23 protein-coding genes are annotated in these 26912 nt (G+C 62.9%); 15 read left to right on the forward strand and 8 right to left on the reverse strand.

Features of this window, described 5'->3' with window-relative positions:
• Positions 1-67: 67 nt before the first annotated feature.
• From KRX12_RS10180 to KRX12_RS10195, 4 genes are all read left to right on the forward strand, one after another.
• On the forward strand, positions 68-1483 hold the full coding sequence (locus KRX12_RS10180) for an aminobutyraldehyde dehydrogenase (protein WP_218366557.1): 1416 nt from the start codon (positions 68-70) through the stop codon (positions 1481-1483).
• A gap of 105 nt (positions 1484-1588) precedes the next feature.
• Positions 1589-2956: an NAD(P)/FAD-dependent oxidoreductase gene (locus KRX12_RS10185; RefSeq protein ID WP_218364534.1), complete on the forward strand. Its 1368-nt coding sequence runs from the start codon at positions 1589-1591 to the stop codon at positions 2954-2956.
• A gap of 2 nt (positions 2957-2958) precedes the next feature.
• Entirely contained in the window at positions 2959-3840 is an 882-nt protein-coding gene (locus tag KRX12_RS10190; protein WP_218366558.1) for a universal stress protein, read from the forward strand.
• Positions 3837-5381, forward strand: coding sequence for an APC family permease (locus KRX12_RS10195; RefSeq protein WP_218366559.1), 1545 nt, complete (start codon positions 3837-3839; stop codon positions 5379-5381). The genes KRX12_RS10190 and KRX12_RS10195 overlap by 4 nt, the downstream gene beginning before the upstream one ends.
• 80 nt (positions 5382-5461) lie before the next feature.
• On the opposite strand, the gene KRX12_RS10200 is transcribed toward KRX12_RS10195, so the two are convergent.
• Complete coding sequence (locus tag KRX12_RS10200) at positions 5462-6673, reverse strand: amino acid permease (RefSeq protein ID WP_218364528.1); 1212 nt, start codon at positions 6671-6673, stop codon at positions 5462-5464.
• A 133-nt stretch (positions 6674-6806) separates the two neighbouring features.
• Positions 6807-8135 (reverse strand): 4-aminobutyrate--2-oxoglutarate transaminase, encoded by a 1329-nt coding sequence (gene gabT / locus KRX12_RS10205; protein WP_218366560.1) that lies wholly within the window; start codon positions 8133-8135, stop codon positions 6807-6809.
• Between the two features lie 172 nt (positions 8136-8307).
• Here gabT and KRX12_RS10210 point away from each other — a divergent pair, with 172 nt between their 5' ends.
• On the forward strand, positions 8308-9849 hold the full coding sequence (locus KRX12_RS10210; RefSeq protein ID WP_218366561.1) for a PucR family transcriptional regulator: 1542 nt from the start codon (positions 8308-8310) through the stop codon (positions 9847-9849).
• Positions 9850-9942: 93 nt separating this feature from the next.
• Here the strand turns inward: KRX12_RS10210 and KRX12_RS10215 are convergent, their stop codons facing one another.
• The 4 genes from KRX12_RS10215 to KRX12_RS10230 are packed head-to-tail and all read right to left on the reverse strand — an operon-like array spanning position 9943 to position 13844.
• The gene (locus KRX12_RS10215) at positions 9943-10953 is read right to left on the reverse strand and encodes an iron-siderophore ABC transporter substrate-binding protein (protein ID WP_218366562.1); all 1011 of its coding nucleotides are present in this window, start codon (positions 10951-10953) and stop codon (positions 9943-9945) included.
• Between the two features lie 43 nt (positions 10954-10996).
• Complete coding sequence (locus KRX12_RS10220; RefSeq protein WP_218366563.1) at positions 10997-11773, reverse strand: ABC transporter ATP-binding protein; 777 nt, start codon at positions 11771-11773, stop codon at positions 10997-10999.
• The gene (locus KRX12_RS10225) at positions 11770-12819 is read right to left on the reverse strand and encodes an iron chelate uptake ABC transporter family permease subunit (protein ID WP_218364518.1); all 1050 of its coding nucleotides are present in this window, start codon (positions 12817-12819) and stop codon (positions 11770-11772) included. Before KRX12_RS10225 ends, KRX12_RS10220 begins: the two co-directional genes overlap by 4 nt.
• Positions 12816-13844, reverse strand: coding sequence for an iron ABC transporter permease (locus KRX12_RS10230; RefSeq protein WP_218366625.1), 1029 nt, complete (start codon positions 13842-13844; stop codon positions 12816-12818). The genes KRX12_RS10225 and KRX12_RS10230 overlap by 4 nt, the downstream gene beginning before the upstream one ends.
• A 478-nt stretch (positions 13845-14322) precedes the next feature.
• Here KRX12_RS10230 and KRX12_RS10235 point away from each other — a divergent pair, with 478 nt between their 5' ends.
• A complete protein-coding gene (locus KRX12_RS10235) occupies positions 14323-16074 on the forward strand; it encodes a siderophore-interacting protein (protein WP_218366564.1) in 1752 nt (583 codons plus the stop codon).
• 75 nt (positions 16075-16149) lie between these two features.
• Here the strand turns inward: KRX12_RS10235 and fabG are convergent, their stop codons facing one another.
• On the reverse strand, positions 16150-16887 hold the full coding sequence (gene fabG / locus KRX12_RS10240) for a 3-oxoacyl-ACP reductase FabG (RefSeq protein WP_218364512.1): 738 nt from the start codon (positions 16885-16887) through the stop codon (positions 16150-16152).
• 427 nt (positions 16888-17314) lie between these two features.
• Here fabG and KRX12_RS10245 point away from each other — a divergent pair, with 427 nt between their 5' ends.
• The 4 genes from KRX12_RS10245 to rplE all read left to right on the forward strand — a co-directional run bounded on the left by KRX12_RS10245 (position 17315) and on the right by rplE (position 19520).
• Positions 17315-17968: a TetR/AcrR family transcriptional regulator gene (locus tag KRX12_RS10245; RefSeq protein WP_218364510.1), complete on the forward strand. Its 654-nt coding sequence runs from the start codon at positions 17315-17317 to the stop codon at positions 17966-17968.
• A gap of 286 nt (positions 17969-18254) precedes the next feature.
• A complete protein-coding gene (gene rplN, locus KRX12_RS10250; RefSeq protein WP_151528946.1) occupies positions 18255-18623 on the forward strand; it encodes a 50S ribosomal protein L14 in 369 nt (122 codons plus the stop codon).
• Between the two features lie 4 nt (positions 18624-18627).
• Positions 18628-18942 carry a 50S ribosomal protein L24 gene (gene rplX, locus KRX12_RS10255; RefSeq protein ID WP_151528945.1) on the forward strand — a complete coding sequence of 105 codons (315 nt, stop codon included), beginning with the start codon at positions 18628-18630 and terminating at the stop codon, positions 18940-18942.
• Positions 18943-18944: 2 nt separating this feature from the next.
• Positions 18945-19520 (forward strand): 50S ribosomal protein L5, encoded by a 576-nt coding sequence (rplE, locus tag KRX12_RS10260; protein ID WP_151528944.1) that lies wholly within the window; start codon positions 18945-18947, stop codon positions 19518-19520.
• Positions 19521-19654: 134 nt separating this feature from the next.
• On the opposite strand, the gene KRX12_RS10265 is transcribed toward rplE, so the two are convergent.
• On the reverse strand, positions 19655-20383 hold the full coding sequence (locus KRX12_RS10265) for a hypothetical protein (RefSeq protein ID WP_218366565.1): 729 nt from the start codon (positions 20381-20383) through the stop codon (positions 19655-19657).
• Positions 20384-20522: 139 nt separating this feature from the next.
• On the opposite strand from KRX12_RS10265, the gene pulA reads away from it, so the two are divergent.
• From pulA to KRX12_RS10290, 5 genes are all read left to right on the forward strand, one after another.
• A complete protein-coding gene (gene pulA / locus KRX12_RS10270; protein ID WP_218366566.1) occupies positions 20523-22517 on the forward strand; it encodes a type I pullulanase in 1995 nt (664 codons plus the stop codon).
• Positions 22518-22647: 130 nt separating this feature from the next.
• On the forward strand, positions 22648-24333 hold the full coding sequence (locus tag KRX12_RS10275) for an alkaline phosphatase D family protein (protein ID WP_218366567.1): 1686 nt from the start codon (positions 22648-22650) through the stop codon (positions 24331-24333).
• Positions 24334-24473: 140 nt separating this feature from the next.
• Positions 24474-25595, forward strand: a complete 1122-nt coding sequence (locus tag KRX12_RS10280; protein WP_218366626.1) for a phosphatase PAP2 family protein — start codon at positions 24474-24476, stop codon at positions 25593-25595.
• Between the two features lie 203 nt (positions 25596-25798).
• Positions 25799-26551, forward strand: a complete 753-nt coding sequence (locus tag KRX12_RS10285; RefSeq protein ID WP_218366568.1) for a hypothetical protein — start codon at positions 25799-25801, stop codon at positions 26549-26551.
• A 9-nt stretch (positions 26552-26560) separates the two neighbouring features.
• A complete protein-coding gene (locus KRX12_RS10290) occupies positions 26561-26908 on the forward strand; it encodes a DCC1-like thiol-disulfide oxidoreductase family protein (RefSeq protein WP_218366569.1) in 348 nt (115 codons plus the stop codon).
• Positions 26909-26912 lie beyond the last annotated feature (4 nt).

The following is a 26912-nucleotide window of genomic DNA, read 5'->3' on the forward strand; positions in this document are numbered from 1 at the left end:
TGGACCGCCTCCCCATACTGAACAGCACAGCCCGCAGCGTGGTGGGCCTAACGTGCTAGGAGGCGCAATGCTTGAGAACTTTATCAATAATCGTTTCGTGCCAGCGGAGACCTCCGAGGCTTTCGACCTCATCAGTCCCGTGACCGAGGAGGTGCTTGGGCAGTCGCCGATCTCGGGCCAGCAGGATATCGATGCTGCGGTGGCCGCGGCCGAGGCGGCCTTTAGCCAGTGGAGCCGCACCACTCCCAGCGAGCGGCAACGCTACCTGCTGCAGATCGCCGACGCTATCGAAGAGAACTCTCGCCACCTGGCCGAGGTGCAATCCCGCGAAACCGGCCAGCTCATTCACATGATCGAGGCCGAGGAGTGCCAGGTGGGCGCCGACCAGGTCCGCTTTTTCGCCGGCGCCGCTCGGACGCTGTCGGGGGTCGCGCAAAGCGAGTACATGGAGGGACACACCTCCTCGATCCGCCGCGAGCCGCTGGGCGTGGTGGCCCAGGTAGCGCCGTGGAACTACCCGCTGATGATGGGACTGTGGAAGATCATTCCCGCCATCGCCGCCGGCAATACGGTGGTATTCAAGCCGAGCGATACGACGCCCTCCTCCACTCTGGCTTTGGCCAAGCTCTTGGCAGATATTCTGCCGGATGGTGTCGTCAATATCGTTCTCGGCGATGCCTCCACCGGTGCGGCGTTGGTGGCGCACCCGACGGTGCGGATGTGTGCGATCACCGGCTCGGTTCCGGCCGGACGCGCCGTGGGGCGCAGCGCCGGGGAGAACCTCAAGCGCTCGCACCTCGAGCTCGGTGGCAAGGCCCCCGTGATCGTCTGTGCTGATGCCGATCTCGCCGCTGCTGCCGAAGGTATCGCGCAGGCTGGGTTCTTCAACGGCGGCCAGGATTGTACTGCCGCCACCCGGGTGCTGGTGGAGGCGAGCGTGGAGGAAGAATTCACGTCCTTGCTGGTGGAACAGGCCGAGAAGTTGCGGCCGGGCGCACCGGAGGACACCGAGGCCTTCTATGGCGCGCTCAACAATCCCCGCCATTTCGAGAAAGTACTGGGTGTGCTCAACGACCTTCCCGAGCACGCCCACATCGCCACCGGCGGGGAGCGCGTGGGCAGCACGGGGTTCTACCTGGCCCCCACCGTGATTACGGGGCTGCGGCAATCGGATCGCGCCATCCAGGAGGAGAGCTTCGGCCCGATTCTCACGGTGCAGCCCTTCGCCGATATCGATGAGGCGCTCACCTTGGCCAATGACGTCTCCTATGGTCTGGCCTCCAGCGTCTGGACGAGCGATGTGCGGGTCTCGGATCGCGCCAGCCGCGAGCTGGACTTCGGATGTGTCTGGATCAACTGCCATATCCCGCTGGTGGCAGAGATGCCCCATGGCGGCTTCAAGGACTCCGGCTATGGCAAGGACCTCTCCCTCTACGGCTTGGAGGAATACACCCGTATCAAGCACGTCATGAGCGCCCACTAGTGGCTCATCGCCGCGGCGTACGACGCCGTATCCACGGGCTGTATCCACGGCCCTCCTTATTAGGGGCGCTATCCCGTCCCCCTGCGTTATCGAAGGAGTTTCATCATGTCTGAGCACCGCACTGTCGATGTTGCGATCATTGGCGCCGGTCCTGCCGGCTTGTCCGCTGCACATCGTCTCACCCAGGCCGGCCACAGCGTGGCCGTTCTCGAGGCCCGCGACCGAGTGGGTGGGCGCACCCGCTCTGATGTCATGGATGGCGGCTGGTTCGAGATCGGCGGCCAGTGGGTGTCGCCGGATCAAACCGAGCTGCTCGCCACCCTCGATGAACTCGGCTTGGAGACGTTTCAACGCTACCGCGAGGGCGAGAACATCTACCTCGGCCCCGATGGCGAGGTGAAGCGCTATACGGGCGATCTCTTCCCGTGCGCCGAATCCACGCAGCGCGAGATCCTCCGCCTTATCGCGCTCATGGATGAGCACGTCTCCGACATGGATCCGGCCCGGCCCTGGGAGCATCCGCGCGCCGAGGAGTGGGACAATGTGACCTTCCAGCACTGGCTGGAGCAGCAGTCCGATGATGAGGAGGCGCGCAAGAACATCGGTCTCTTCATTGCCGGCGGCATGCTCACCAAACCGGCCCACACCTTCTCCGCGCTGCAGGCGCTGCACATGGCCGCCTCGGCGGGCTCGTTCAGCAATTTGGTGGATGAGGACTTCATCCTCGACGCCCGCGTGGTGGGCGGTATGCAGAAGGTGTCTCTCACCCTCGCCGAGCGGATTGGCTCGGAGAATATCCTGCTCGGCACCCCGGTGCGCACCATCGAGCGCAGTGATGAGGGCGTGGTGGTCTATGGCGATAACGACACCGTGGTGGAGGCCGCCTATGCCATTCTTGCGATCCCGCCGAATCTCTACAATCGCATCTCCTATGTGCCGGAGATGCCCCGCACCCAGCACATCATGCACCAGCACCAGTCCATGGGTCTGGTGATTAAGGTGCACGCCACCTACGCCACTCCCTTCTGGCGCGACAAGGGCCTCTCGGGCACCTGTTTTTCCTCGGAGCACCTGGTGCAGGAGATCTACGACAACACCAATCACGGCGATGCCCGCGGCACCCTCGTGGGCTTTATCATCGATACCCGCGCGGAGGAGATGTTCGCGCTGCCCGAGGAGGAGCGCAAGCGCACCATTCTCGACGCCATGGCCGTGATGCTCGGCGAGGAGGCCCGCGAGCCCGAGTCCTTCTACCTCTCCGATTGGGGCGCTGAGGAATGGACCCGCGGCGCCTATGCCTGCTCCTACGATATGGGCGGGCTCTTCCGCTGGGGGAAGTACAACGAGGAACCAGTCGGGCGCATGTACTTCGCCTGCTCGGATATTGCCGGCGCGGGCTACCAGCACGTCGATGGCGCGATCCGCATGGGGCATAAGGTTGCGGCCACGCTCCACGATTTGCTCGAGGAGTGATCATGCGATGTGTAGTCGGCTATGAAGCCACCCCGCAAGGGCTCGACGCGTTGAACTTGGGCATCGATGTGGCCCAGTCCCTCGATGCCGAGCTCACCATCGTGCTCGTATTGCGCCGCCACGATGTGTTTAGCCACGAATACCCGCCCACCGGCGATGCCCACGACATTCTGCTCAACCAAGGGTTCCGCTGGCTCAAAGAAGCGCTCTCCCTCGTGCCCGAGGACGTGCGCACCTGCGCCCGTATCTATTCGGGGGCCACGACCGCCGCAGGTCTCAGCCGTGCCGCCGAGGAACTCGAGGCGGATCTGCTGTGCGTGGGTGGGGCGTCCTCCAGCCCGCTGAAGCGGCACAAGCTGGGAACCGTGGCCACGGACTTGCTCTTTGGCTCGCCGGTGCCGGTGGCCTTGGCGCCGCGAGGCTATCGCCGCCACCCGCTCAGCCGCATTACCTGCGCGGTGGGCACCCGCCCCGGCTCGGGCAGCCTCGTCGAAACAGGGCTGCTCACGGCGCGCCGGGCAGAGGTGCCGCTGCGGCTTTTGGCGCTGCTGGGGGTCAATCACGATGAAGCCCGAGAGTCCTTCGCTCAGGAGAACGCCCAACGAGTGCTCGATGATGCACGGGTGACCCTCGGCATCGCCACCCGCGCGGTGCCGGTGGCGATCGAGATGGGCAAGAGCAGCGAGATCACCAACGCTGTGGACACCGTGGAGTGGCGCGAGGGGGATCTGCTGTGTGTGGGCTCCTCGCGGGTGGAGCAATCCCGCTCCGTGTTCGCCGGCTCCATCACCATGCGCATCCTCAAGCACCTGACGGTGCCGATGATCATTGTGCCTCGCGGCCATCGCGTGCGCTTTGCGGTGGAGGAGGGGAGGACATCATGAGCGAGACTCCCTCTCTGTCCGTATCCAAGGGGCTGAGCTCCGGCACCGTCGGCATCATCGGTGCTGCGGTGATTGGTATCTCCTGTATCGCCCCGGCGTACACCCTCTCGGGAGCGTTGGGGCCCACTGCCAGCGAGGTCGGCGAACACATGCCGGCCGTGCTCTTGGTGGGCTTTGTGCCCATGCTTTTGGTGGCCATCGGCTATCGCCAGCTCAATGAATCGATGCCGGACTCGGGAACCACGTTCACCTGGGCCACCCGCGCCTTCGGTCCAGTCATCGGCTGGCTGGGTGGCTGGGGATTATTGGCCGCCACCATCTTGGTGCTGTCCAACCTCGCGGGTATTGCGGTGGACTTCTTCTACCTGTTGCTCTCGCAGGTATTTCTCCGCCCCGAGCTGGCGGCGCTAAAAGATAATGTGCTGGTCAATATTCTCACCTGCTTGGTGTTTATCGTTATCGCTTCTGCCATCTCCTATCGCGGTCTCGATACCACCAAGACCATCCAGTATGTGCTGGTGGCCGTGCAGATCGGGGTGTTGCTGCTCTTTTCTGGGATGGCGCTATACAAGGCAGAAACAGGCAGCGCTTTCGATAGCACCCCCTTCAGTTGGGAGTGGCTCAATCCCTTCGGGGTGAGCTCCTTCTCGGCCTTCGCCGCCGGTATTGCGCTGTCGGTGTTTATCTACTGGGGCTGGGATGTGGTGCTCACCATGAGTGAGGAGACCCAAGGCTCCAATTCCACCCCGGGCAAGGCAGCCACCGCCACCATCCTGGTGATCGTCGTGCTCTACCAAATCATCGCGATTTCCACGCTGCGCTATTCCGGTCCGGGTAGCGGCGAGTTCGGTTTGGGCAATGAGACGATTCAGGAGAATATTTTTGCCGAATTGGCTGGTCCGGTGATGGGGCCGGTGGCGATCCTCATGTCTATCGCAGTGCTCGGGTCCTCGGCGGCCTCGCTGCAATCTACCTTCATTGGCCCCGCCCGCACGATGCTGGCCATGGGGTTCTATGGGGCGCTGCCGCAGCGTTTCGCGCAGGTGACGCCCAAGTACCAGTCCCCGGGTTTCGCCACGATCGTGGCCGCGGTGGTCTCCTTTGGTTTCTATGCGATCATGCGCGTCATCAGCGAGGCCGTGCTGTGGGATACCATCACGGCGCTGGGCATGATGGTCTGCTTCTACTACGGGGTGACGGCCTTCGCCTGCGTGTGGTACTTCCGCCGCCAGTCCTTGCAGAGCTGGTCCACGGCGCTTACCCAGTTTTTGGCGCCCCTCATCGGCGGGGCGTTGCTGCTCATTTTCTTCTTCCAGACCTCCCACGACGCCATGGATCCCGCCTATGGCTCGGGATCGGAGATCTTCGGCATGGGCCTGGTGTTCGTGCTCGGAATCACCATTTTGGTGCTGGGCGTGCTGGTCATGGCGCTGACATGGTGGCGCAATCCCGCTTTCTTCCGCAGCGAGGGGCTGAAGCGGGGCCTGCCGAGCGATGAGATGGTCACCGTCGATGATGTCCTCGACCTCGATCCCTACTAAAGGGGCTCGCTCGCTTATCGACGCCGCCCTCCCCGTCCCCCTAGCGCATGGGCCGGGGGAGGGCGTGTAGGTGATGTGACCTATTGCCAGGCCTCCGGAACGAGGTGCAGCAGCAGCGCGATACTGAAAAGGAAGGCGGCCATATAGACCACAACGATGGTGCCTTGGATCAGTGGATGCGCCTGCCAGGTGGTCTGCCATGCGGCGGGCTTATCGCCGTGGGTGCGGGCGATATTGAGTAAGAGCACCGGCACGATCGACATGATTGCCCCGGCGAAGCCCCCGGCATAGCTGAGCGCACTGACGAAGCCGCCGAAGCCCGCCAGAGAGATAAGTAGTGGCGGGAGCACGGTGATGCCGACGGCGGCGACGCGCTGCCAGCCATATTCCGGCCAGTGCGCGATATTTAACACATTGCGCATTGTGGTGAAGCCGATGGCCAAAAAGGAGGTCAGCATGGCTAGCAGGGCAAAGACATTGGCCAGCAGGTAGGCGACGTCGCCAAGCTTCTCGCCCCAGGCGAGGGTGACCACCTCGGTGACATCGCCGCCGAGCAGCCCGAGTGCGGCGAAGGGCACGAGCGTCAGGGTGAAACCGGTGATGCACATGCCGGCAACAATGGCGTGCGGAATGGCGGAGGGGTTGTCCTCGGCGAGTCCGCGCGCCAGCTCGGGCACCACGTACTGGGCGAGGAAGGTAAATACCGCCAGGTTCATGATCGGCACAATGTAGTAGGGGCGCAGGATCCACAGATTGTTGAGATCAATGCCAGGGCCAAAGAAGGTCCAGCCGCAGAGGATGGCGATGATGGCGGCCATGCCGGTGGTGATCGCGCCCTCGGCGATGCCGGTGGCGTGCAGCCCCTTCCACATCACCACCGAGCCGAGGAGGAAAAATAGCAGCGTGCCGAGGGTGGGGGAGATGTCGAGGAGATTGTGCAGGAGCCGGCCCGAGCCGGCGGCGTAGGCGATGAGCGCGCCGATGCCGTTGATGAGGATGGCGCTAAACACCAGCCAGCGGCCGAGATTGCCGAGGTATTTCTCGGCGAGGCCGGAGAGCTGCAGCGGCTCCTGGGTGCGCAGCGACACCTCGGCCACATAGAGCATGGAAATGGTGGTGAGAGTGCCGGCGATGAGCAGCGCGATCACGAGCGCTAAGAACCCACCATTTTTGCCGGCATAAGGCAGAGAGAGGATACCGGCGCCGATATTGGTGCCGAAAATCAGCGCCACTCCTTGCAGCGGGGTGATGCGGTGCTCTCTCTCCGCGGTGGTGCGAGTCTGTGTGCTCATAGATCACTCCTTAAGAAGATCGAAAAGGTATATGGGCCTAAGAGAAACCGCACTAGGTGCCCGCGTGGGGCCTCTGGTGCGGTGTATATGGGGCGCTGATACGCGCCCTGGGCTAGTGGGGGCAATAAAGGGGCTAGGAACGGGCGCGAATTTCGGCGGCGAGAATCTCCAAGCCCTCGCGGAGCAGCGCCTCGCTGATCACGAGGGAGGGCAGCAGGCGAATGACATTGCCGTCGATGCCGCAGGAGAGAATGAGAATGCCCTGTTCCTTGCAGGCGGCAGCCACCTCACTGGTGAGCGCGCCAAGGGGCTCGCCGTCACTGGTAGCCAGCTCGATGGCGATCATCGCGCCGCGGCCGCGGACCTCAGCTACGGTGTCGAGCTCGGTGAGGGGCTCCAGGACCTCGCGGATGATGCGTTCCATCTCCCGGGCGCGCCCCGCTAGGTCGTGCTCCTCCATCTCGCCGATGGCGGCCAGCGCGGCGTCGCAGGCGATGGGGTTACCGCCATAGGTGCCGCCAAGCCCGCCGACCACGGGCGCGTCCATCATCTCGGCGCGACCGGTCACAGCCGAAAGCGGCAAACCGCCGGCCATGGCCTTGGCCATGGCCACGAGATCCGGCACCACCTGCTCTTCCTCGCAGGCGAACCAGTGGCCCGTGCGGCAGAAGCCGGCTTGGATCTCATCGGCCACGAAGACCACATTGTTCTCCCGGCACCACGCCTGTAGGGCGGGCAAGAAGCCGCGAGCCGGCTCGATGAAGCCTCCTTCGCCCTGGATCGGCTCGATCACTACGCAAGCGAGGTTCTCGGTGCCGATCTCCTGCTCCATCATGGTGGTGGCGCGGGCCGCGGCGGCAGCCGCATCGAGGCCATCGCGCAGCGGATAGGACATCGGGGCGCGATACACCTCGGAGGCGAAGGGGCCGAATCCCGTTTTATAGGGCTTGTTCTTGGCGGTCATCGCCATGGTGAGATTGGTGCGGCCATGGTAGCCGTGGTCGAAGACAACCACGGCGTTCTTCCGGGTGTGGGCGCGGGCGATCTTCACCGCGTTTTCCACAGCCTCGGCGCCGGAATTGAGCAGCACCGACTTCTTCTGGTGCTCGCCTGGGGTGAGCTCGGCCAGCTTCTCGCACACGGCCACATAGGACTCATAGGGCGAGACCATGAAGCTGGTGTGGGTGAAGTGGGTGGCCGACTCGGCCACCGCCTCCGCCACCTTCGTATTGGAGGCGCCCACCGAGGTGACGGCGATGCCAGAGGCAAAGTCGATAAAAGAATTGCCGTCGGCGTCGACAAGCACACCGCCATCAGCGTCCACGACGAAGCCGGGAAGTCCTGGGGACAACGCGCGGGCCACCGCAGCTTCGCGACGCTCACTCAAGGCAGCAGAACGCGGCCCCGGCAAGCTGGTACGCACGGCGCGTTCCTGGGGGAGGCGATAGGTGAAATCGTGCATGGGCAACTCCTTTGAGCGTGGTGGGGGACGATAAAAGCGTGATGCGTGGGGCGCGAACCCACTATTGACTGTGACCTATATCGCGCTCACGCCGATAGCCTTGAGTATGCACCCCGCGCCCACCAAAGAAATATCGCCATCTAGTCCAAAAAATTTATATAGATTGGACGCCATGGCGAATCCTGTGCGTGCGGCAGAACCGGCGCTGGCCGGCACCGCAACCTCCCCGTTGACTACTGACTGGCTGCTGCAACGGCAGAGCCTCGAACTCACCCCACACAACGGGTGGAGCACCCAATTTTTAGATATTCAAACCAATGAGCTGAAGAAACCCGCTGATTTCATCATCGCCAACTCCATCATTCTCACCCTCGGAATGTCCTTCACGGATACCCCAGAAGCGCTGGGCGACTATGTGGATACCCTCGTCCACGCCGGGGCGGTGGCCATCGGCTTTGGCACTGGCTATGCCTTTGAGACAGTGCCGCAGCCGCTTCTCGACGCAGCGGAGCGGCACCGTATCCCCGTCTTTGAGGTTCCCCCGCACATCCCTTTTATCTCGGTGATCCATGCGGTGCACAAGGAGCAGGCGCGCCGGGCCGCCCAAGGGGAGCGCTGGCAGCAGCGCGTGCAGCAGCAGCTCAATAAGGATGCCGTCAGCGGTGATGTGCACCGGCTACTCGGCAGCGCCTCGGCCTCGCTGCAGGCGGCCATCGCGATTGCGGATAATGACGCCCGAGTGCTGGTGAATGTGCCCTTCGATGGCATCGACGCAGGGGAGCTTGTGGTGGCCGATATTGCGGCCGGCCACCGCCACTCGCGGGCTGGGCGGACCGGAGAACTGGTGCACCTTACCCAGCGGCTCTCTGAACAGGGAGATCGCGTGAACCTAATGATGGTGGTGCGGCGCAGCAGCTTCCACACCCGGGAGCGCAGTGTGCTCCAGCACTGCGGCGGTCTGGCGGATATCTTATTGCAGCGTCCCACCTTCCTGCGGGCCGCCCGCTCGGAGATGAACTCGCTGGCGCTAGCGCTGCTGCTCGGCATCGACCAAGAGGGCTCCTCGGTGGCGCATGCCATGCGCCATGCCGTGGATTCCCAGGGCCGGGTTCGCGCCGTGGTGGTGCGTGCGGATGATCCCGCAGCCCTAACTGCGGCGCGTACCACCCTCGACTCACGGCTACAGGCCCATTCCCGAGCGCTCTTTAGCCTGCCGCTGGAGACGGACATGCAGCTCTTCCTCTTTCGCGGCTCCCGCGATGATCACGACATTGTGGAACACTTTGGCCCAGAGGCGCGCGAGGTAGCGATCGCCATGGGGGCGGCTATCCGGTGGAATGAACTCAGCCGCGAGCATGTGGCAGAGTTGATGCGCCGCGCCCGGGCGACAGCCACCGGCGCGCATGTGGGCCCCTTCAATGTAAAAGCCTCCTGGCTGCATCGGCCCGAAGTGCTCAGCGCCTTGCAGGCCCGCGGCGCGGAAACCTTCGATGTGCTCAGCGCCGCCGATGAGCGCGACGGCACGGAATATGCCCGCACCCTCGAGCTGTACCTACGACTCGGCGGGCATATCGGAGACACCGCGGCGGCGCTGGGGGCGCATCGCCACACCGTGCGCAGCCGGCTCGCACATATCAGCGAGACGTGCAATGTCGATCTCTCCGATGCTGTGATCCGGGCCGAGTTGCTTTTTGTGGTGATTGCGCGGGGCTAGGGGCTCTCATCTGCTATCCGCCGCGCTGCCATAGCTATAGAAACAGCCCCGCAGCAGCTGTGCCTGCGGGGCGGTGGTGAGTATTGCGGAGAACTACTTAGGGGTGGCCTCGGCCAGGGGCTCCTGAATGTTCTCGAGGGCATAGTTCAGGCTGAGCACAGTCTGCCAGCCGAAGGCTTTTTCAAGCTCGTCTTCGAGGTACACACTGTGGCCATTTTTCACCGCGTCAATATTGTCGAAGAGGGAATCCTCGGTGACGGTTTCCTTGCCATTCGGGGCGTAGGAGAGCTGGTCCCAGATGATGACATCGGCATCGTTGAGGATGTCTACGTTTTCCGGAGAAATGGAGGCGTAGAAGGAATCTCCGGCTGCATCATCGACAGAGGAAGGAACAACGAACCCGAGCTCTTCAAAGAATCGGCTACGAGGATCCTGAGAGGAGAAGGCACTGAGATCTTTGCCGTCCCAGGTTGCCACAATCACCTTCTTGTCCTTCCATTCCGGACGTGCAGCATCGCTGAAACGCTTCTCGAGTTTTTGCACCATCTCCTCGGCTTCGGCGCCCTTTCCGACCGCCTGCCCGATCTCTTGAGTGGTGACCTGCCACGGCTGCTGGTAGTCGGGGTACTCCCCCTTCTGAGCGATCACTGGAGCGATGACCGAGAGCTTGTCGTACATCTCTTGGTCAATGCCTGAGTAGGTGGCGACGATCAGGTCAGGTTTTGCCTCTGCCACCTTTTCCACATTGATGTCGTCGGCGGTGAGCATCTCGGTCTCGCCATCGGCGCGGTCGGAGGCCCACTCGCCAGCAATTTCTCCTTCCGGAGCCATGCCCTGCCATTCGCGAATCAGAACAGGGGTGATACCGAATGCGAGGAGCGCATCTTGGTCGGTATAGCCCACCGACACCACCCGCTGGGGGGCCTCATTGACGGTGCTTTCTCCAAACTTGTGCTCGATGGTGACGGGGAACGCCGAGGCATCGGCGACAGCGTCGGAGCTTTCCGAGGAGCTCGAGGGGGCGTCAATGGTCTCCCCTGCGCATGCGCTGAGGGTGCTGATAGCGAGGAGGGCTGCGAGGCCTCCCATAAGGGTCTTCTTCATAGTGCGGTCCTTTCCAAGGACTTGGTTGAGGGGAGGGGTCTGTTCACCAGCGCGGTGCGTCGGGAACAACGAGGGGACTGCCGGTGGCGGGATCATCAATCACGAGCGCATCGAGATTGAAGACATCTTTCACCATTGCGGGGGTCACGATCTCCCCCGGTGGGCCGGCAGCCCGTATCTCTCCGTCGTTCACCACGATGAGATGGTCTGAGTAACGAGCCGCGAGGTTGAGATCATGCAGCACCATCACGATGGTTGTGCCCGCATCGCGCAGGCGAGCCACCAAGTTGAGAACGTCGATCGAATGGGTGAGATCGAGGTAGGTGGTTGGTTCGTCGAGGAAAATCATGGATGTTTCTTGGGCGAGCACCATGGAAATCCATACGCGCTGCCGTTGCCCACCCGATAGCGAATCCAAGCGACGATCAGCCAGCTCTACGCAGTGCGTGAGCGTGAGAGCTTTATCCACATGCTCGGCATCATCATCGGACCATTGGCGTATCCATGACTGGTGCGGATGGCGCCCGCGCGCCACCAAATCGGAGACGACCACGCCTTCCGGGGCAATAGGAGATTGCGGTAACACAGCAATGGTGCGGGCGAGGGTTTTGCGCGGCAGCGTCCGCAGGTCTTTGCCGTCGAGCTCGATCGCGCCGGTGGAGGGGATGAGGCGCGAGAGTGCTTTCAACAGTGTCGATTTGCCGCAGCCATTAGGGCCGATGATGGTGGTTATGCCGGAGCCGATGCTGAGATCGACGCCCTTGAGCACGTCGGTGCGTCCATAGGATGCATGAAGGGCGCGCGCGATAAGGCGAGTCATAGGCCAACCTTTCGGCTTTGGTGGATGAGGATATAGATGAGGAAGATGCCGCCAATCGTGGAGGTCACCAGTCCCACCGGCAGTTCCCTGGGCAACAAGCGGGTGATGATGTCTGCGAGAAGAAGTAACGCGGAGCCGGTAGCCGCCGAGGCGTAGAGCGGCGGGGTGGGTCGTCTACTCAGTCTTAAGGCCACTTGCGGTGCGACGAAGGCGATAAAGCCAATCGGGCCGGCAGCAGATACCGCCACAGCGGTCAGTGCTACCGCAAGACCGAGAAGGCCGGCGTGAGCGGGACCTAAACGTAGGCCGAGAGCCATAGCCGTGGTGTCACCCAAGGCTAAGGCCGACAAGGTGAATGTCGCCCATGCCAGTGCAGGGACAATAACGATGATGAGCACGAAGAGAGGGAGGCTGCGTTGCCAGCTGGCGTTAGCGATGGATCCCGACAGCCATAGCTGTGCCGTGGCAGCATCGCGAATATGTGCCCGCACCAAGAGGAGACGAATATAGGCGTGGAGCAGGGCGGAGATCACAATGCCATAGAGCACCAAGCGGTAGGTATCGATGCCGCGCTTCCATGCCAACATCCACATTGCGAGAGCAGTGATCACAGCGCCACACAACGCAGCCAGGGGAATACCTGCCTCAGCGAGCCACATAACCAGGGCATTCGAACTACTGGATCCCAGGGTGATGACAGTGACAGCGGCGGCAGATGCGCCCGAAGTGATTCCTAGGATATCGGGACTAGCTAGGGGATTGCGCGTGACGTTCTGGAAGATCGCGCCAGCGATACCAAGGGCAGCTCCCGCTGCTACTCCTGTGAGGGCTCGGGGTAGGCGCCAGCCAAACACCACAGCCTGCTCAATCTCTCGGCCAGGGGCGCCGCTGAGAAGCTGAAGGACGCGCCACGGTGACAGGGAATAATCCCCTTCTCCGATGGAGATAGCCACGAGAAGGACGGTAACCACCGTGAGTACGAGCGACATGAGGAACACCCACGGCCGCCATCGAACGCGCATCGGCCAGATACTGATGCTTGTCATAGTCGTGACACCTTCTTTGTAGCCATGATGGCGATGAAGAAGGGCGCGCCGACAAAAGCGAGAACGATACCGACTTCCAGTTCTCCCGGCCGGGCGATTACTCGCCCGACTACATCCGCGCTGAGGAGCAAAACGGCACCACAGAGCGCGGAATAGGGGATAATCCAGCGGTAGTCGGGGCCCGTGATGGTTCGTGCAATGTGTGGAACGATGAGGGCCGCGAAACCTATAGGTCCGGCAACCGATGTGGCCACGCCGGCAAGCAGGGCGATGAGTACCATGCCGATAGCGCGGGACCGCTCCGGATTAGCTCCGAGTGCTCGAGCGGCGTCATCGCCCAAGTTCAGCAGGTTGAGGGTGGGGCCGATAGCGCTGGCGGCAAAGGCCAGAAGCACCAGAATGGGTGCCGCGGTGGTCACAAAATCCATGCTCCGTCCAGCGATGGACCCTACTGTCCAGAGCCGCAGCACATTAAGTTGAGCGTCGCTGAAAAGCACCATGGAACCGGTGATGGAGTTCAGCACTGCGGATAACGCGGCGCCACCCAAGATGAGTGTGAGGGGATTGAGGCGCCCACCGCCGAGCGCCGCCACCGTAAAAATAGCGAGCGTGGCCAGTCCGGCACCCACAAAAGCCCATCCAGCGGTTGCGTAGATGGACTGAGGCCCTAGCGCCGCGAAGCTGAGCACCACGGCGAGAGACGCTCCTGGTGAGATACCAAGAATTCCGGGGTCGGCGAGCGGATTGCGGGTAAGCCCTTGGATGATGGCGCCAGCGGCGCCGAGCGCGAGGCCTACGGCTATACCTAAGAGGGTGCGGGGAGCCCGTAGTTCACGAATAACTTGAGCATCGATGGGATCCACTCCTGAAGGAACGCCCCTTCCTCCGAGCCATGCCTGGAGGGAATCACTAACGGCGGCGAAGGGGATCGTGCGGGCACCGAAAAACAGGCTCGCCACCACACTGGCGAGGAGCAGAAGCCCCAGGGAACCGAGTCCCGCGAGTCGTCGCAATCGCATAAAAATAATCCTTAGGTAGAGCCACACTAAGCGAAAATATTAGCGTAGCAACACCTTAGTAAGTTAAGGCTAGGCTTTGCAATGTATAAGAGTTTCCGCTGAGGGGTGATGGGGCACTGAGGGGGGGGCGGGTACATCGCTTATGGCAGGGCGCTCTCGCCCTCGCCGTCATTGCGGTCGGCGTTCGCTGCTCGGGCGGACTGTCATGGCCGAGTGTGCCGCAATGTTCATAGATCCTATGCCGTGTCAGGGGAAATTAATGGGCGTCTATTTCTGCATGCTTAAAACTCTTGCGGGATTTCCTCTTCGAAGTCTAAGAGTGGCTCCTAAATGTGGAAAAGGGGTCTGTTCAGGGTCGACAAATGTCGATAGCATGGTGAGACAGTTCAGTATTTCTCGTGCCCAGATAGCTGCGGTAGGTAATCGGCGGGGTTTTTCGCAGAAATATCCACAGCTATCTATATATAAGTGAGAAAGGCATTGTATGGCTCGGACACATAGACAACAAGATATATTTCCCATTACCCTGCGCGACCTCGAGGTGGTGCAGGTTCGTGATATTACGCCCAATCTCCGGCGCATCACTCTCGCTGGTGAGCAGCTCCAGGCCTTTGCCGGGTATGGCGTAGATAATCCGGAGTTCATCAGTACGGGTTTTGATGATGACGTCCGATTGGTCTTTCCCCACCCTGTCACCGGCGATCGTCCCTATCCGCCGCCGCTGGGTAATGGAGCCCTCGATTGGACGGAAGAAGTAAAGAACCTCTTCCGCACATATACCGTGCGCCGATTCGATAAAGAGGCGGGCACCGTTGATATCGATTTCGCCCGCCACCACGATGGTCTCGCTGAGGCATTTAGTGCCAAGGCGACTATCGGCGACAAGGTATATGTGGTGGGCCCAAAGAGAAGTGCTGCGCTGCCGACACACGCGGACTGGCTTCTGCTCTGCGGCGATCACACCGCGCTGCCGGCTATCTCCCGGTGCCTCGAAGAGCTACCGCAGGGGCATCGCGTGATTGCGGCGATTGAGGTTGCCGAACGCTCGGACATTATGACGCTTCCGAGCGATGCCGATGCAGACATCCACTGGGCCGTGGTCGCGGAAGGGGAGTCCTTCGCGGATCTGGCTCTTAGCCTGCGCGATAGCCTGCCTGAAGGCGAAGGCTTTGTATGGGCGGCAGGGGAAGCCGGTGCCCTGAAGCAGATTCGCGGCCTCGCGAAGGAGCTCGGCGTGGGGCGAGAGAACACCGAGATTGTCGGCTACTGGCGGGAGCACACATCCACCGTGGCCGAGGATGGCGCGCCGCTCAACACGCTCATGGCCATACGAGAAAAGCTCAGAGGAATGAGCAATATTCTCCCCATCTTTGCAGCGCAGGCCGCCCTCCGCTCGGGTGTGGTGGCGCGGCTGTGGGAATTCACAGATGGCGCTACCCCAGCGCAGATCACTGAGTCCGGCTGCAAACTTGATGCGCATGCGGCACAGCGCTTGCTCCGCTATCTGTCCACGACTGGCCTCGTTATCGAGCAGGATGGGCGCTTTGCTCTCAGTCCCGACCTCGCCGAGGTACTGGACTACGAGACCATGGGCTATCTCCTCGCCACGGACTTTAAGCCTGAAGTTATGGGACTGGGGGAGGCGCTGCGCGGCGGACAGTCTCGCGGTGCATCTCCCGCAGCCGCCGGTGCCCAGCGCCATCCGCTGGATAGCTCCACCGCGCCGTGGACGGCGCCCGCCGTGGCGGCCGCCATCTCTCCGCAGCGCACGCTCAGTATCGGCGGTCCCGATGCAGAGGTCTATGCCGCTGAGATCGCGAGCCGCACGGGCGTGGCCGTCACGGTCGTTGTCGGCGATGAGCGCGAGCTGGGCCAGCGCGCTCAGGCCGCGCAGGGCGAGCCCGAGCAGGCAGGCATCACCCGTGCTGCGACATGGCAGGGGGATAGCGCGATGGTCATTACTCCCTGCGCGCAGGGCCCGATCGAGCAGGTCGGGGAGCTGCTGGAGCGCATCGCGGCGGCAGGAATCTCCACGTGTTGGATCGTGGAGGAGCTCATGGTCACGCACAGAATCCATGCGGAAGCATGCGAAAACGATTTGCAGCGGCTCTGCGAGAGCGGAGGCTGCGTTCCCACCCAAGAGGAGATCACGGCCGTGGCCACAGACGCGGGGTGGCGAGTCGATGCGGTTCAGCCGGCCGGCTGGGGCATGCAGCTGCTCACCTTGAGCCGCTAAACCGCGGCTCCCACAGCCCCTCAACACACAGCACCGCCCCGCTGGATATTCGGCAGCGGGGCGGTGCTGGTGTTTTTAGAAATCGGGCGATTCAGGCAGGATCTGGCCGCCATCGACCACAATGCCCTGGCCGGTGATATAGCGGGCGGCATCGCTGGCGAGGAAGGCGACGGTGTGGCCGATGTCCTCGGGGGTGCCGAGGAATCCCAGCGGCACGGTGGCTTCCATGTCCGCGATGTACTTCTCGCCCATCTCCTTCAGGCCCGGGGTGAGAATATTGCCGGGAAGCACGGCGTTGACGGTGATGGACTGCGGCGCCAGCTCGATGGCGGCGCTACGCACAAAGCCCATCTGGGCGGCCTTGGTGGCGCCATAGTGGGACCACAGCGGATAGCCGGTGTAGTTACCCGTGATCGAGGAGGTAATTACCACGCGCCCCGCACCGGAGGCCGCGAGCAGCGGGGTAGCGGCCTGCACCATGTGGATGGTGCCCTTGACGTTGACGTCGAAGATGAGGTCAATGTCCTCATCGCTCATCTCCGCAATCGAGGATTGCGGATAGATGCCGGCATTGCTGGCCAGGATGTCCAGGCTGTCGAAGCTCTCGAGGAGCTGGGTGCAGGCCGCGGCGTCGCGCACATCGAGGACATGTGCCTCAAACTCGGATGCGGCGCACTCCTCCTCGGTCAGGCCGGTGACGATCACGTGGGCGCCTTGGGCGGCGAGGGCGCGGGCGATTCCCGCCCCAATGCCGAGGGTGCCGCCACTAACGAGTGCAGTCTTGCCATTCAAGGTATTCGGTGAGGTACTCATACCTCTTCAGTGTAAGTATTTTCGTTAAGAATGGAACCCCCTCCTGAGCGCGTGGGCGGGGCACCCTTATCGACGCCACCCTGGGGCCACTGTGCGCATCTCGGAAGGGGTGTGAACGCCTCGATGGGGTTACACAACTCAGGCCCCTGTAATACGAATCGGGGCTCTAATGTACACCCCTTCGCAGTTTATAATATGCATCACCCTGAATAGTGGTGAAAAGTTTTGTGGTCCCCATTGAGAATAGGTCGCTCTAATCTGCGCTATTGTTGTTTTCTGGAGCGGGAGTTCCATGCTGAAGGGCTATACGCAGGAAAAATGCTGCATGTTCAACAATCTGTCCAGCGCAGCACGGCTAGCCTTACAGTTTCTGGTGACGCGTTGTGACGTGTCCCCGTGAGTGCGTAGAGAAGAAAGGCGACGTTTTATGCCGACAGGGACTGGCGATATTGACGCTGCAATCTTGGATGCTGCGCGCCAGAGTGTGCTCGAGGAGGGCCTCGAACGCACCACAATGTCTGGTGTGGCGCGCCGGGCCGGCATTTCTCGGCCCACTCTCTACGCCCGCTATAAAGCCCTGTCGGATCTGACCACCACACTGCTCACTGAGGAGCTGTTGAGTGTGGTCTCCGCACTCAATCCGGCCCCGGAGACCGTGGAGGATCTCATCGCCGCGCTCGTGGCCTCCGCTGAGCAGGCCTCCGCCAGTGAGCTGCTGGAGGCGGTGCTGCGTGCGGACTACTCCCACGCCTATACCTTCACTATTGAGCGCCTCGGCAGTGGCCAGCTGCGCATCGTCGCCCTGCTGGAGAAGATCATCCAACGCATCCAAACCGCCGATGAGGTTCGCCTCGGCATTGGTGGGCGCGGCGCCGCCTCCGATGTGCCGTGCATCTCTGCCCGTGACCCGCGGGTATTGGCGCTGGTGAGCTACGGCATGGTGCGCCATGTTGCCGTCACCTCCACGCTCGCCGATAACGCCCTCGAGGGGCTATCGACCTGGCAGGAGGAGCTGGCCCGCAGTCTGCGCGGCTACCTGGTGGATCCCGAGCCGCAGCATCAGCGGGCTCGCCGCGCTTAACCCGCCCTGCGGTGTAAGCCCCGCGGGTGCGGGTGGGGTGGCTGCGAGTAGGCGTCGACAAGCATCTGCGTGTGACAAGAAAAATTTGGTGCACACGGTGGGCATGTGGTTGAATATTCGGGTTGCAACCGTCACGCGACGGCATACATTCGGTGCGTTCCGAGCCGGATGGTCGTTCCCCGCTCATCAGGGCGGGTAGTAGTGGTTGTACGCAGAAAGACATAGACCGTGCGTGTACAGGACGGAAATCTGACACGCGTTATATCCAGGTCAGGAGAGACCCACTGTGATTCAACAAGAATCGCGTCTGAAGGTCGCCGACAACTCTGGTGCACGAGAGATTCTCTGCATCCGTGTGCTCGGCGGTTCCACCCGACGCTTCGCAGGAATCGGCGACGTCATTGTCGCCACCGTCAAGGAAGCTGCTCCGAATGGCAACGTGAAGTCTGGCGAGATCGTCAAGGCTGTCATCGTTCGCGCCAAGAAGGAGACCCGTCGCCCGGACGGCTCGTACATCAAGTTCGATGAGAACGCTGCAGTGATCATCAAGAACGACAACGAGCCCCGCGGTACCCGCATCTTCGGCCCCGTTGCTCGTGAGCTGCGCGACAAGAAGTTCATGAAGATTGTTTCTCTCGCTCCGGAGGTGATCTAAGACTATGAAGATCCATAAGGGCGATAACGTCATCGTGATCTCTGGTCCGGATAAGGGCGCTAAGGGCAAGGTCATTCAGGCTTTCCCGAAGCGGAACAAGGTCCTCGTCGAGGGCGTCAACCGCATCAAGAAGCACGTCGTCAACTCCGCACCCGAAGCTGGTGCTGAGTCCGGCGGAATTGTCACCCAGGAGGCCCCCATTCACGTGTCCAACGTGATGGTGCTCGACTCCGATGGCAACCCGACCCGCGTTGGCTACCGCTTCGACGAGAACGGCAAGAAGGTTCGTATCTCCAAGCGCAACGGGAAGGACATCTAACAATGGAGAACTACACCCCGCGTCTGAAGACCCGTTACCGCGAGGACATCAAGCAGAAGCTGGCTGAGGAGTTCAACCACTCCAACGTCATGGAGATCCCCGGCCTGACCAAGATCGTGGTCAACATGGGTGTGGGCGACGCCGCCCGCGACTCCAAGATGATCAACGGTGCTCTCGAGGACCTCACCGCTATCACCGGCCAGAAGCCGCAGATCCGTCGCGCCAAGAAGTCCATCGCGAACTTCAAGCTGCGTGAGGGCATGCCCATCGGCGCCCGCGTCACCCTGCGTGGCGACCGCATGTGGGAGTTCCTGGATCGTCTGCTGACCGTGGCTCTGCCGCGTATTCGTGACTTCCGTGGTCTGTCCGACCAGCAGTTCGATGGTCACGGCAACTACACCTTCGGTCTCACCGAGCAGTCCATGTTCTACGAGATCGACGTGGACAAGATCGATCGTCCGCGCGGTATGGACATCACCGTGGTCACCACTGCCACCAACAACGAGGAAGGCCGCGCCCTGCTGCGCCACCTGGGCTTCCCGTTCAAGGACAAGGATGGCAAGATGCAGCGCCCCTAAGGCGTTCATCGCTCGGCGCCGGCTAGTGAGTAGTCGCTAGGCAGCGCTGGGCATCTGTCTCAAGACTAGAAACCCGCCCCTTCTTTCCGGATCCGTTCCGGGGAAGGGGCGGGTTTTGTCTCTGTCTATCGTCGTTATGGCTGTGGCTGGGGGCGGGTATTAAAGACCAGCGCCATGGCGATGAGAGAGACGGGCAGGGCCAGGATGGGCCAGATATAGATCGCGCCCACCACGTTTTTACTGATGATAAGCAGTGCGCCAATCCAGGTGCTGATGGTGCCGAGCGCGGCGATGCTCAGTGCCACGCGCTGGGTGAAGTTCCAGCGGTAATAGCACACCGCGGCCACAAATCCGGCCCCGAGAACGAGCAGCAGGATTGTGATGGGAAGGGTGAAAGCGAGCATGCCCAAGGCGGCGAGTGCGACGTAGCCCATCATGAGGAAATAGGCGATGGGTGGCGCAGGCGTGGGGGAGGGGTGCAGCAGCCCGCCGCGGGGAGCTCGCCGTCCTGTGCTGCGGGTGGCTCCTGGCCCCCAGAGCTCCGCCCACGTGCCGAGCAGCGAGCCGCCGCAGGCCAAGGCGGCTACCAGTATGCCTATCCAGACGTCGTAGATGCGTTCGGTGGCCACGATGGTGATGCCCGCTGCGACGAAGAGCGAGAAACGGGCGAGCGGCGGGAAGGTGGGGACCAGCGCGGCGTGAATAACCATCGCCAGCCCGCAGAGCACACAGAGCACCGCCGAGCCATCCGAGTAACCCTCCTTGAGGGCCATAATCGCTAAAAAGAGCACACCGGCAGTGACACTCAGGGCTCCCGTGGACAGCCCGATGGCGGGAATATCTTTGGTCCTTTGATACGTCATACCTTCAGCTTAACGATCCGCCGCCAACGGGGATGCGATGATTAATCGCTATCGATGCGGCGGTAGCATACACACTGTGCCTACGTGCGCGGGGAAGCTCGCGTCGTTAAGCGATGCAAGGAAGGGGACCACCGCCACCGTGTCCGACGAGGATCTGCCCGCCCGCTCACTCGCCCACCCTGGCGCGCACTCGCAGCGCTATCCCTATTACTCCGGCCCCTTGGGGGTGGTGTGTGACCGGCATGATCCGCACGCGGGGGCGGATTTTTATCTCTGGGCACCGACCGCGCGTTCGGTGAGTCTGCAGCTGGCGCCGCCGCAGCAGCCGCTCCGCCGCCCGGCGGCGAGTGCGTCCTCGGCTGCGCGTGTGGCCGCGGCCGAACCGGCAGTCTATGCCCTGAAACGCGGTGCACACGGTAGCTGGCACTGCCGGGTAGATAGCGATGTGTGGGGCTGGGACTACCACTATGTGCTGGAGTTCGCCGATTACAGCACCACCGCGGTGGACCCCTATGCCACCGCGGTCACGGCCAATGGGGTGCGCGGTGTCGTGCTGGATCCGGCCCATCTGCTGCCCGCGGTGCAGCGGGCTCCCTCCTTCGGGGCGCTCGAGGATGCGGTGATTTACGAAGCACATATTCGGGATCTCACGATCGGCGAGGATAACGGCATCACCCACAAGGGAAAGTTCTTGGGCCTGACAGAGGAAGGCACCCGCACCGCGGCCGGTTATCCTTCGGGCCTGGATTATCTCTGCTCGCTCGGGGTGACGCACATTCAGCTCCTGCCGGTGAGCGATTTCGCTACCGTTGATGAAACTGCTGACCTCGGTTTCAATGCCCAATACAACTGGGGCTACGATCCGGCGCACTATAACGTCCCCGAGGGCAGTTATTCCACCGATCCCACTGACCCCGCGGCCAGGATAAGCGAATTCCGTGCACTCGTGGACGCCCTGCACGCCCGTGGCCTGCGGGTAGTGATGGATGTGGTGTACAACCACGTCTACGATGCGACACAGCATCCTTTGCAGCGCACGGTTCCCGGCTACTTCTTCCGCACGGACGCCGAGGGGCAGCTGAGCGATGGGTCCTTCTGCGGCAATGAGACGGCCTCGGAGCGATCCATGATGCGCCGCTATATTGTGGATTCCTTGTGCTATTGGGCCAGCACCTATGGCGTCGACGGTTTCCGGCTGGATCTGATGGGGCTGCACGATGTCGCCACCATCAGGGCGGTGCGCGCCGCACTGGATGCGATCGATCCCGGCATCGTGCTGCTGGGGGAGGGCTGGGAGATGGGCAATCATCCGCCCGAGTCGCTCGGCGCGAATCAACATAACGCGCGGCTGCTGCCGCGGGTGGCGATGTTCAATGACACCTTCCGCGATGTGATCAAAGGCGGGGTGTTTCACGCGGACTCTCGTGGATTCATCTCCGGTGGCGGCGGGGGACAGACGCTTATCGACGCCCACCTGGGTGCCCGCACCACCCGCACCTATCTCAGCGCGGCCCAATCGGTGGTGTACAACGAGGCGCACGACAACCTCACCATGTATGACAAACTCCTGGCCACTGGGGTCAGTGATCCGGCTCGGCGGCATGCCCTCGCCACCGAGATTCAGCTGCTCTCCCGCGGGGTGATGTTCCTGCATGCCGGGCAGGAATTCTGCCGCACCAAGCACGGGGTGGAGAACTCCTATAAATCCCCGGATACGATCAACGTCTTCGACTATGACCGCGCCGCTGGCTTCCCGAATATGGGGCATGTTGTGCGAGATATGCTGCGGTTGCGGCGGGAGCACTCCTGGCTACGAGAAAGCGACTATGCCCAGATCGCGGCCCGCACCACGGTGCTGCACTGCGGCGAGGAGCGTCTGGCCTATGTGGTTCGCGGCGCCTTCGGCGAGCACGCCGCCCTGGTGCTCATCAACGGCTCCGAGGAGGCGTGGGCCCCCGCGGCGGAATGGGGCTTGGGCGAGGTGGTGGCGCTGCATCTGCATGATCACAGCGTGCGGCGCCAGGCGGTGCGCGCGGATTCGGTAGCGGAGCTGAGCATCCCGCGCCTGAGCGTGACCCTGGCGGAGCTGCAAGAAGAAGCGCAGCCCTGGCCGGTGGGGCAGTGGCGGCGCTAGCCGGAATTCACCCCCGCTGCGTAACGGTGAGTTTAAGGAAGGTTAACGCGGCGTAAAACCTTGGAGGAACATAAGAGAATACGGTGAAAACCCAGCTCAGTGCGGGAATGGTCCTGTTAGCCTCACCCGAGTGAAACGCCGACACTTTCTCGCATTAACCTCCGCCACGGGCCTTGCTGCGGTGGCGCCCCGCAGCCGCGCTGTGGCGAGCGAACCCGCCCCGCCCGAGGGCTATTTTCAGCACTCAGTCGCCTCCGGTGATCCGCTGCCCCATGCGGTCATCATCTGGACGCGGCTGACCCCCACCGCCGAGTCCCTGCCTGGCTCAGGGCTAGGGCCTGCCGCCGAGGTGTCCTGGGAGGTGGCCAGCGATGAGGCTTTTCGCCACATCGTCGCCACCGGCGTGGCCCACACCAGCGCGGAGCGAGACCACACCATCTCGGTCGACGTCTCTGGTCTACACCCAGCCACCGAGTACTACTATCGTTTCGCCTACCGTGAGGCGCATTCTCCCATCGGCCGCACCCGCACAGCGCCCGCAGCAGGGGCGATGGATCCCGTGCGCTTCGCGGTGTGTTCCTGCTCCAACTACGAGGCCGGCTATTTCCGCGGCTACCGGCACATCGCCGAGCGCACTGACCTCGAATTTGTGCTGCATTTAGGTGACTACACCTATGAGTATGAAACCGGCGGCTACACCGGCGCCTTCGATACCGTGGTGCGCCGCGTACAGCCGCCGCACCGCACCACCAGCCTGCAGGATTTCCGCATTCGGCAGGGGCACTATAAAAAGGACCCCGATCTCGCGGCCGTGCACGCTCGGCTGCCCATGATCTGCATCTGGGACGATCACGAGTTCGCCGATAATGCCTATAAGGATGGCCAGGGCGGCGGCGCGCCGGAGTTCGGCGAGGAGTATCAGCAGCTGCGCCGCAACGGCATGCAGGCCTATTACGAGTGGATGCCGGTGCGCACCCACGACGGCCGCGAGACGATCTACCGCAGTTTCTCCTATGGCAGTCTTTTCGACCTCATCGTTCCGGACCTGCGCACCTTTCGCGACGCCGCGCTGGTGCACTCTGGAGACAATAAGGATCGCAGCGACCCTCTCTTCTGGGCCCATGCGAATGATTCCGAACGCTCCATGTTGGGACGAGAGCAGTTCGAGTGGTTTAGCGAGCAGCTGGCCAATTCCACCGCCCGCTGGCAGGTGGTGGGCAATGAGGTGATGATCGCCCCCATGACGCTGCCCACCGGGCTCGATCCCCTGCTGCGCTCCTTCCTGCAAAAGCAGGTGGGGCTGCCCGAAGAGGGCGTGGCGCTCAATACTGACCAATGGGACGGCTTCATGGCGGAGCGGCAGCGCATTGTCGATAGCATCGTCGGCGCGGGCGGCCGCAACGTGGTCTTTCTTACCGGAGACATCCACAGCAGCTGGGCCAATGATGTGCCGCTGGATCCCCAAGGCTACCGCGATGGCAACCGCCGTGCGGCGGCGACGGAATTCGTCACCACCTCTATCAGCGCGGCTGGCGCCTATGACACAGTGAGTCAGAAGATCCCGCAGCACGAGGTAGTGAAGAACATGATGCGCGCCGGGGAAACCACGCTCACCGTGATTAATCCCTGGTTTAAGCACATCGACTTCTCCCGGCACGGCTATATGGCCGTAGAGATCACCCCGGACTATGCCCACGCCGACTGGGTCCTAGGCGATAGCGTGCTCGAGCCGGACGCACCGCTCTGGGTAGAGATGAGCTACCGCACCTATGCGGGCAACCCAGGGGCCCAGCCCCATCCCCACGCCCTCGCCTAAGCGAGAGCACCAGCACATACCTCCGCGCCCCCGTGTGGGTGGCGCGGCCACACTGAAATGTTCTAAGGAGAAAAACACTCATGGTCCATCCTCGTCGGGGTCGTGCCCTTAGCCTCGCCGCCGCCCTCGGAAGCGTCATGATGATTGCCGCCCCGCTCGCCCAGGCGGAGGTAGCTGAGCCGAGCCCGCAGCCCTTCGCGGCCAGCGACTACGTGGGATATATCTCCGATATCAGTTCCTATCCCGGTGGGGTGTACCTGCAGCCAGTCGCGGGATTCTGGGATCTCGAGCGCAACCACCCCGAGGTGATGCAGGACAACCTCGCGCGCACCATCGCCATCAATAACGCCGCCGCCGATAACCCCGAGCTCATCGCCGCCGCCCAAGAAGGGGCGCTCGCTGATAAAAGGGGACTGCTGCCGGTGGTCACGGATGCGCTCGGGCCGACGCTTGCCCAGCATGTGCGCGAGGCACTCGCGGCGGGCCGGCTACCTAAAACGGAGATGCTCCTCGGGCGCGGCTGGCTGGCTCGCGCCGGCGGCCCCGCTAGCTCCACCTTCGCCGAGAAGGCAGCCTTCGGCTATGACCGCCCCTTTAAAGTGGCTCCCGAGCGGATCAACCGCTACAACCCCGAGGGCGAGAACCTCTATAAAGACAGTAAATCCTTCCCCTCGGGGCACACCAACCAGGCCACGTGGACCACTACTCTGCTGGCCTATATGCTGCCCGAATTTGCCCCGCAGCTCATCGCCCGCGGTACCGAATCCGGCTATCACCGCGTGGTGCTCGGGGTGCACTATCCCCTCGACGTGATCGGCGGGCGCATCACCGGCACGGCCGCGGCTGCGGACCGGCTCAATGATCCACGCATGCGCGCAGCCCTCGATGCGGCCGCCGCGGAATTGCGGGCGGAGCTGGAGTGGCGCTGCCAGTCCAGCCTCTCCGCATGCGCTGCGGACCTCGCCCCCAGCGCGGCGGTGGTAGATACCTATACTGAGCGCCTCGACTATGGTTTCGCACCCGTGGCCACCACCACGGCCCCAATGATCGTTCCCGCGGCCGCACCGGTACTGCTGAGTTCCATATTCCCCGAGCTCACCTGGCAGCAGCGCGCCGAGGTGCTGCGCCAGACTGCCGCTGCTGCCGGTGCCCCGCTGGATGATCAGTCCGCCGCCGGGTCCTGGCAACGCCTCAACCTTGCCCGGGCCGCCGCCGCGACAGTGCATGTCCATGACGATGGCTCGGTGAGCGTCGAGGGATAACCCCCAGCGAGGTCAAGGGTGTCCCCATTATTTCTCTAGCTAATAGCAGAGAACATCTAAGGTAGGTGGCACCTAGGGTGCTCTCGCTTGCTGCCCGCCCCGGCACGGACTCCGTGTCGCGTCGGGGCTATGCTCGTGTCCAGACCAGCGGTGCCGTCTCGGGGTAGTGAGCTCCGACGCCGCGGGGAGCGAAAGGAGGGGCTGTGGACCGCGATCCCACGCGTATCCCGATCATCCTCGAGGAGCTGCGCCGCACTTGGGAGGCCCAGCCGGAGATGCCTTTCGCCCACCTGCTGCTGGGCTTAAACACCCATGGTGTCAGCGCCACGAGCACCGATGAGGAAGTGGTGCAGGCGCTGCGGGCGGTACGCGGCTCGCGCCTGTCCGCGCTGCCCTCGACGCTCGCGGCCACCGATCGCTTTGTGCTGCGCTTCGCCGACCACCCGCGGCTGCTGACACTGCGGGGCACGACAGTAGTCAGCTGGCAACGGCAGAGCTCCGGGCGCGCTTCTCGACGCTCCGCTGCCGGCCCGGGACACGCCGACACCACCTCGCGCACCCCGCTGCGGCCATCGGTGTGGACGCTCTCCGAGGTGCGCCGCGCCGAGGTGTCCATGCCACTCGTGCTGCTCGACACCGAAGGCGTGAGCCACCGCTTGGGTGTGATTGAGCGTATTGAGCGCCTCGCAGACATCGAGCGCAGCCCCGAGGGCCTGCACCGCAGTGAGCGCGGTGAGGGCTATTGGTGCATCGATGTGGAGGATGATGTGCGGCTGCAGCTGGGCCGCGAGCTGGTGGAGTTTCGCCGCGGGCGGCGCACGAGCTCAACACGCAGCTATCGCTGGGAGCAGGTGCTCGAGTGCAGCCCCGGTGCCCCGTTGCGGGTGCGCACCGCGGGCGGGGAGATACGTCAGTTCGGTGCTGTCGTCAGTTGGGTGCAAATAAAGGATCAGTAGGAGATACCAATGCGAGCACAACCGGTTTTTTATTATGACGGCGACTGCGGTTTTTGCCAGGCCTGCGCGCTCAAGCTCGCCCAGCTGGCCCCGCAGGTCGCGGTGGAGCCGGCCACCCCTAGCGATGAGGGACTGGCGCGGGTCGTGCGCGCGGAAATCACCGACCACGCCCTCTACACCACCGGCTTGCGGCTCTATCGCGGGAACGCTGCTATTGGCATGGCCCTGCGCCAGCACGGGCGCAGCCTCGGTGTCCGCACCCTCGGGCTTGCGTGTCTGCTGCCTGGGGCGGGGATCGTGTATCGCTGGGTGGCGCGCAACCGCCGCCATATCTCGCGGCTGCTGCGCCTGCGCTAAAACG

The organism is Corynebacterium sp. TAE3-ERU2 (genome assembly GCF_019209955.1).
GTDB classification, from domain to species: Bacteria; Actinomycetota; Actinomycetes; order Mycobacteriales; family Mycobacteriaceae; genus Corynebacterium; species Corynebacterium megadyptis.

Coding starts and splice junctions, on each gene's coding strand:
- KRX12_RS10180 (WP_218366557.1), top strand. CDS start 68: ATGCTTGAGAACTTTATCAATAATCGTTTCGTGCCAGCGGAGACCTCC.
- KRX12_RS10185 (WP_218364534.1), top strand. CDS start 1,589: ATGTCTGAGCACCGCACTGTCGATGTTGCGATCATTGGCGCCGGTCCT.
- KRX12_RS10190 (WP_218366558.1), top strand. CDS start 2,959: ATGCGATGTGTAGTCGGCTATGAAGCCACCCCGCAAGGGCTCGACGCG.
- KRX12_RS10195 (WP_218366559.1), top strand. CDS start 3,837: ATGAGCGAGACTCCCTCTCTGTCCGTATCCAAGGGGCTGAGCTCCGGC.
- KRX12_RS10200 (WP_218364528.1), bottom strand. CDS start 6,673: ATGAGCACACAGACTCGCACCACCGCGGAGAGAGAGCACCGCATCACC.
- gabT (WP_218366560.1), bottom strand. CDS start 8,135: ATGCACGATTTCACCTATCGCCTCCCCCAGGAACGCGCCGTGCGTACC.
- KRX12_RS10210 (WP_218366561.1), top strand. CDS start 8,308: ATGGCGAATCCTGTGCGTGCGGCAGAACCGGCGCTGGCCGGCACCGCA.
- KRX12_RS10215 (WP_218366562.1), bottom strand. CDS start 10,953: ATGAAGAAGACCCTTATGGGAGGCCTCGCAGCCCTCCTCGCTATCAGC.
- KRX12_RS10220 (WP_218366563.1), bottom strand. CDS start 11,773: ATGACTCGCCTTATCGCGCGCGCCCTTCATGCATCCTATGGACGCACC.
- KRX12_RS10225 (WP_218364518.1), bottom strand. CDS start 12,819: ATGACAAGCATCAGTATCTGGCCGATGCGCGTTCGATGGCGGCCGTGG.
- KRX12_RS10235 (WP_218366564.1), top strand. CDS start 14,323: ATGGCTCGGACACATAGACAACAAGATATATTTCCCATTACCCTGCGC.
- fabG (WP_218364512.1), bottom strand. CDS start 16,887: ATGAGTACCTCACCGAATACCTTGAATGGCAAGACTGCACTCGTTAGT.
- KRX12_RS10245 (WP_218364510.1), top strand. CDS start 17,315: ATGCCGACAGGGACTGGCGATATTGACGCTGCAATCTTGGATGCTGCG.
- rplX (WP_151528945.1), top strand. CDS start 18,628: ATGAAGATCCATAAGGGCGATAACGTCATCGTGATCTCTGGTCCGGAT.
- rplE (WP_151528944.1), top strand. CDS start 18,945: ATGGAGAACTACACCCCGCGTCTGAAGACCCGTTACCGCGAGGACATC.
- KRX12_RS10265 (WP_218366565.1), bottom strand. CDS start 20,383: ATGACGTATCAAAGGACCAAAGATATTCCCGCCATCGGGCTGTCCACG.
- KRX12_RS10280 (WP_218366626.1), top strand. CDS start 24,474: ATGATTGCCGCCCCGCTCGCCCAGGCGGAGGTAGCTGAGCCGAGCCCG.
- KRX12_RS10290 (WP_218366569.1), top strand. CDS start 26,561: ATGCGAGCACAACCGGTTTTTTATTATGACGGCGACTGCGGTTTTTGC.